The sequence below is a fragment of the Pseudomonas sp. AGC41 genome (genome assembly GCF_057334555.1).
This window is the reverse complement of sequence record NZ_JBHFJB010000005.1, coordinates 1-5,465: the sequence shown is the minus strand read 5'-3', so window position 1 is coordinate 5,465 and position 5,465 is coordinate 1. Positions and strand designations below refer to the sequence as shown.

General features: G+C 53.0%; 3 protein-coding genes and 6 pseudogenes. 7 read left to right on the top strand and 2 right to left on the bottom strand.

What is annotated here, in order from left to right; all coding sequences use genetic code 11:
* Nucleotides 1-360: pseudogene (locus ACE04F_RS00920) on the top strand (RHS repeat-associated core domain-containing protein); the annotation flags it as partial.
* Nucleotides 361-928: 568 nt separating this feature from the next.
* Here ACE04F_RS00920 and ACE04F_RS00915 read toward each other — a convergent pair.
* A pseudogene (locus ACE04F_RS00915) lies at nt 929-1,062 on the bottom strand (formaldehyde dehydrogenase, glutathione-independent); the annotation flags it as partial.
* Nucleotides 1,063-1,186: 124 nt separating this feature from the next.
* Here ACE04F_RS00915 and ACE04F_RS00910 point away from each other — a divergent pair.
* The 4 genes and pseudogenes from ACE04F_RS00910 to ACE04F_RS00895 form a co-directional block, all read left to right on the top strand.
* Nucleotides 1,187-2,230 (top strand): RHS repeat-associated core domain-containing protein, encoded by a 1,044-nt coding sequence (locus ACE04F_RS00910; RefSeq protein WP_486104120.1) that lies wholly within the window; start codon nt 1,187-1,189, stop codon nt 2,228-2,230.
* Nucleotides 2,231-2,258: 28 nt separating this feature from the next.
* Entirely contained in the window at nt 2,259-2,627 is a 369-nt protein-coding gene (locus ACE04F_RS00905; protein ID WP_486104122.1) for a hypothetical protein, read from the top strand.
* A complete protein-coding gene (locus ACE04F_RS00900; protein ID WP_486104118.1) occupies nt 2,513-2,875 on the top strand; it encodes an RHS repeat-associated core domain-containing protein in 363 nt (120 codons plus the stop codon). Before ACE04F_RS00905 ends, ACE04F_RS00900 begins: the two co-directional genes overlap by 115 nt.
* Nucleotides 2,847-3,082 (top strand): annotated as a pseudogene (locus tag ACE04F_RS00895) (transposase); the annotation flags it as partial. The gene ACE04F_RS00900 and the pseudogene ACE04F_RS00895, both read left to right, overlap by 29 nt.
* Before the next feature lie 338 nt (nt 3,083-3,420).
* On the opposite strand, the pseudogene ACE04F_RS00890 reads toward ACE04F_RS00895, so the two are convergent.
* Nucleotides 3,421-4,805: pseudogene (locus ACE04F_RS00890) on the bottom strand (IS4 family transposase).
* A 158-nt stretch (nt 4,806-4,963) separates the two neighbouring features.
* Here ACE04F_RS00890 and ACE04F_RS00885 point away from each other — a divergent pair.
* Together ACE04F_RS00885 and ACE04F_RS00880 are read left to right on the top strand one after the other, a co-directional pair.
* Nucleotides 4,964-5,124: pseudogene (locus tag ACE04F_RS00885) on the top strand (cold shock domain-containing protein).
* Between the two features lie 67 nt (nt 5,125-5,191).
* A pseudogene (locus ACE04F_RS00880) lies at nt 5,192-5,465 on the top strand (RHS repeat-associated core domain-containing protein); the annotation flags it as partial.

Genomic DNA, 5,465 nt, shown 5'->3' with positions numbered 1-5,465 from the left:
CGACCAGTTGTTGGCCCAGCAGCAATGGAAAGATGAGACCAGCGAGACCACATTGCTCGCCACGGATCAGCAGCGTTCTGTTTTGCAGGTGCTCTACGCAACACAACCCGTCCCGTTGCCTACACGCCCTACGGTCACTGCCCTCAGGAAAGCGGCCTGCTCAGCCTGCTCGGTTTCAACGGGGAGCGACCGGACCCAGTGACTGGGCATTATTTGCTGGGTAACGGGTACCGGGGGTTCAATCCGGTGCTGATGCGGTTTAACAGCCCGGACAGTTTGAGTCCGTTTGGGGAGGGTGGATTGAATGCTTATGCGTATTGCAAGGGAAATCCGGTCAATTCCGAGGATTCCTCGGGCCATACGCCTGTATTTTTGAAGTCTCTTTTTAGAGGCCTGGGGATCATGAAGAAATCGTCCCATAAATCTGGTGTACCCTCGCCGAGCAAAGATTATCTGGTGGGTTACCATGGCACTACGGATGAAAGCGCAAATAGATTGCTCCACCGGGGAGTTTTAGAAGGATATGCCGGAGCCAACAGCAAATTGGAAGACTTGGTATTGGGTGAAGGATTTTACGTAGCTAAAGATCTTAGAGTTGCGGCGGATTACGCTCGTTCTTGCTCGCAAAAAGCAAACGCACAGTTATACTGAAGGTATACGTAACCGACATGCCCTCAAAAAAACTTGACAGTGATTATTACCGAGGCGAGGGGACAAACGAGGGGATAAAGTTTTTCCGCCCTCACATCTATAAGGATATTACATTTAAATACCATAGTTTTTTAACGCGCGATTCCATGACTGATCAAGCTCGCCTTATCCGTCAATGAACGGGGCTTCGGTGCATGTATGAAGCGAGCAATGAAAATACAAGATCGAAAAAAAGGGCGACATCGCTGTCGCCCTTCTTTCCGTCTTGCTTCCAACCTTACGCCGCATTAAACAACTTATGCGGATCAATCACAAACTTCTCGGCACACCCGCATCGAACTCGCCGTACCCCTTCGGCGCGTCATCCAGGCTAATCACCTGCACGCCAACGATTTCAGCGATGTTGATGCGCCCCCCCCGATGAGCAGGGCCCAGCTAGTGGCTATCATACCTAACACTTCTGCTAGCTAGACAACCCAGCGCGTCTGCCTAAGCATGATCTGCGTCCGGAGTTTCTTGATTCAGAGCGATGCCCATGCTTTCTACAGACGAAACGCTACTCTGCCACTATCACTACGATCCCCTTGATCGCCTGGCGGATTGCACGCCAGCGTCTCAGGCCAGCACCCAGCGCTTCTACTTGAAGCAACGCCTGACCTCAGAGATTCAAGGCTCGATACAGCGATCGATTTTCCAGCATGACGACCAGTTGTTGGCCCAGCAGCAATGGAAAGATGAGACCAGCGAGACTGCATTACTCGCCACCGATCAGCAGCGTTCTGTTTTGCAGATACTCGGCGCAACGCAACCTCACGCCTTCGCTTATACGGCCTACGGTCACCGCCCTGATGAAAACGGCTTGCTCAGCCTGCTTGGCTTCAATGGGGAACGACCGGACCCGGTGACCGGGCATTATCTATTGGGTAACGGCTACCGGGGATTCAATCCGGTGTTGATGCGATTTAACAGTCCGGACAGTTTGAGTCCGTTTGGAAAGGGTGGCTTGAATGCGTATGCCTATTGCTTAGGGGACCCGGTCAATCAGGAGGATCCAACAGGACATGTACCTCTCAGCGGATTATTCAGAATCTTCAGGCAGCTTTTTACAGCGACCCGGAAATCGCGAAGCGCAATAAAAAACGCCAAGCCCCCCCTGCGATCATCCGTTTCGCCAGCGACCAAAGCAGCCACGGATAGAACATCAAATATCATTGGCTTCCACGGCACGAGCATTGACAACGCAAAGCAAATAATGAAACAAGGCATTCGAAGCAAGAGCAAGGGCGATTCTTTTTTTGTCACCAACACTTTTGACAGTGCGCACAACTATTCAAGCCTTCAAAAAAATGGCGCTGTCCTCGCGGTTTACAGCGACGACGTTGAACGGGTTCGAGAATTTTCAACACGCAGCTTCGTCAAGCAATCGAACATTCCACAGCTGAAAATTCCCAAGGCAGCGCAAAACTCCTTGAGTTTCCGGATTGTCGATTCCGCCGACCGAAGCTCCAATTTCAACAGGTTCATGACTGAGCAGCAAAGCGCTGCTTATTGGATAGGCAAATTCCGAAAACAAAATTAAATCCAACCGGCCTTTACGGAACAACTGCATGTCGACGGAGAAGAACAATTCACTTGGCCACTACCACTACGACCCGCTTGATCGCCTCGCCGACTGCACGCCAGCGGCCCAGGCCAGCATCCAGCGCTTCTATCTGAAGAATCGCCTGACCTCGGAGATTCAAGGCTCGGTACAGCGGTCGATTTTCCAGCATAACGACCATGTGCTGGCCCAGCAGCAATGGGAAAATGAGATTAGCAAAACCACTTTTGTTGCAACCGATCAGCAGCGTCTGTTTTACAAATGCTCGACGCAACGCAACCTCACGCCTTCGCTTTTCCGGCCTACGGTCACCGCCCTCATGAAAACGGCTTGCTCAGCCTGCTTGGCTTCCATGGAGAACGACCCGACCCAGTAACCAGGCATTATTTGCTGGGCAATGGATATCGCGCGTTCAACCCAGTGCTAATGCGGTTCAACAGTACGGCCAGTTTGAGTCCGTTTTGCAGGGGTGGCTTGAATGCTTATACGTGTTGTGTCGGAGATCCGATTAATCGCAATGATCCTACAGGCCACACTTGGGCATGGGTGAAAACGCTTCTGAGGAGAGCTGGGCTCATGGGGTTGGCGATCGGCCTGGAAGCAATGGCTGCGCCATGCGCATGAAAGCGAAATACCAGCTCTGATCCAGTTCGCCAAACGGCTAAAGGGTTACTGGCGGGGCATCGTGAGCCGGGTACGCTGGCCGATGCACACCGGTCAGTTGGAGGAATAAACAATCGAATAACGGTCATCAAGCGGATGGCGTACGGTTACCGGGATAGCGAATTCTTTTTCATGAAGATCAAGAGCGTCTTTCCCGGTAATCCGTGAAGAACCAAAAATGAGGGCCAGCCCGTGCGTCTCAAAACGGGTTAAAGGTTCTCCAGGTTTGTCGTTCACCTTGTTTTACGAAGCCGGCTATCGATCCAAGCTCGGCACTTGATCGCGCAAGGCATCGCCTGTAGTAAAGTCGTCAGTTCCTACGAGCGGACGTTGGACGGCACTGGCGTTGGCGGGCCTGACAATCATGCATTAAAAATCCACGAGTTATTTCCTTTCAATAATGCCTACTGTCATGTTTGACAGTAGGCATTTAAAGCACCGAGCGTAAGCTTCAATCAACTCGCAAAAGCAAGTCGCGAGCCAAACGCACCGCACCTGAACGGCACTTACTTAACCTTCTTCGGGTGTCCATTCTTCCTGACCTCAGCCCTTGCTGATCGACGTGTTTTCATCAGCATGGGGTAAGGCTTGGGTCTTCGTTTTATTGCCCGCGGCTCAATCCTGCCAGGACGCTTTCCGACCCGTTTCTGGGCAATCAGCGCAAGCAGATTCAGCAGCCGATCCTCTTGCTCCTGAGCCCCGTACTGCCTCAACGCTAGGCACAGCTGAAGGCTATGCTTGAAGCTCAGTTCGCGAGGCAGACAGTCGGCCAACAGAGCTGATTGCGCCATGAGCATCCGTATCAGGTTGTGGGCCAACAAGTAGATCCACAACTCTTTGACGGCCATGCTCGGTGTCTTGCAGCTCAGAGCTTCAAGCCCCAGCGTAGTCTTGAGGTTGCGCAGATCCAGCTCCACGTGCCATCGATCTTAAAACAGTGATTTAAGAGCAGCTTTTGGCACCTGCTGTGGACAATTCAGAGTGGTGACCAGGATTTTTCCACCGGCCTTCAACTCACGTACTGTCAGCGTTTCAGGTGCCTCGTCGTAATAGGCCTGACTCATCCAGGACGGCTTTGCCTTGGGCTTTTTCAACTCAACCAAATGATCTTCCGACCCCAAGGGCTTTCCCAACTGAAAGTCCGTGCTACGCCGTCGAGCGCCATATTGTTCGAACACCCCGTCCACGCCTCGATGTTGCAATTCACACAACAAAAAGTAGGTTGCGTAGTAGGCATCGCCCAACACAATGTCACCTCGTTCCAAGGTATCGAGCATGGTTCTGAGCAGCGTCTGCTCATCACCTCCTTTACCGCGGAAACGTCCCAACGAGGCATCCAAAACGGCACCGCTGGCGAGGCAAACAATTCCCACCACCCGGCAGATGGGAAAGCCCAGTCCGGCTTTCTGCCCACGAGATTGCGGATAGGCCTGTTGGTTGGCCGGCGTATCCGGCAGGGTAACTGTAGTGCCATCCACGAGGCGCACAGGTCGCCCCCTCCAACGCCACGATGACGGAGCCCGGTTGCTCATCGATGACCCCGTGGAGCGCAACAAGGTTGAAACCATCTCCACCGGCAGCCGCGCTCTTGCTTTGCAGTAAGCACCGGTATGAATGCTGTTGGGCTTCAACCCCTCGCAAGAGCGCCTGACAGAAAAATCATTCACGGCATTCTGACAGGAGCGATCAGCGCTCATCGCCTGGGACAAAAACAGGGACAGTGTTTCGGTCGGCGGGAATAGCCGCTGACGATGCTTGGGTATCGACGACTCGATACCCCGCAATAGCTCTGGGTCGTTGAGCAGCTTGAAGAAAGCATGAGCGTTGCTGTTCGTGGCGTGCTGGCGCATACGTGCTGTTGATGTCGGACGATTTGGCGTCTACGATTCACTCGGGCTGTGTCCTTGCTTGATCGGTGTGTGTTCGCAACTATCACCGTAGACCAAGGCCAGCCTTTTTTCATTTTTTGCAGGCGTATCAGCTAGTTAGCTGTTAAGTAAGTGCCATTCGCACCGCACCTCTTTCAGTCGGGCAAGCAGGACAATAACAATGAGCAACCGACTCCAGGGAACCGTTAAATGGTTCAACGATGCCAAGGGCTATGGCTTCATCACCTGCGGCAAACGCGTCGACGACCTGTTCGTCATTACTCGGCGATCGACGGTGAAGGTTACAAGACTGTAAGGGAAAAGCAGGCCGTTACCTTTTAAATCGAGCGGGGAGACAGAGGTATGCAGGCCATAAGAGTGATACCTGTATAGGCAGCCAGGAGTAACCGTGTCGACGAAGCCCGCAAGCCTTCTGTGTCGCTATCATTACGACGCCCTCGATCGCCTGGCTGCTTGTACGCCAGCAGCCCAGGCCAGCACCCAGCGCTTCTACCTGAAGGATCGCTTGGCCTCAGAGATTCAAGGCTCGATACAGCGATCGATATTCCAGCACGACGACCAGTTGTTGGCCCAGCAGCAGCGCAAAGATGAGACCTGCGAGACCACATTGCTCACCACGGATCAGCAGCGTTCTGTTTTACAGATGCTCGACGCAACACAAC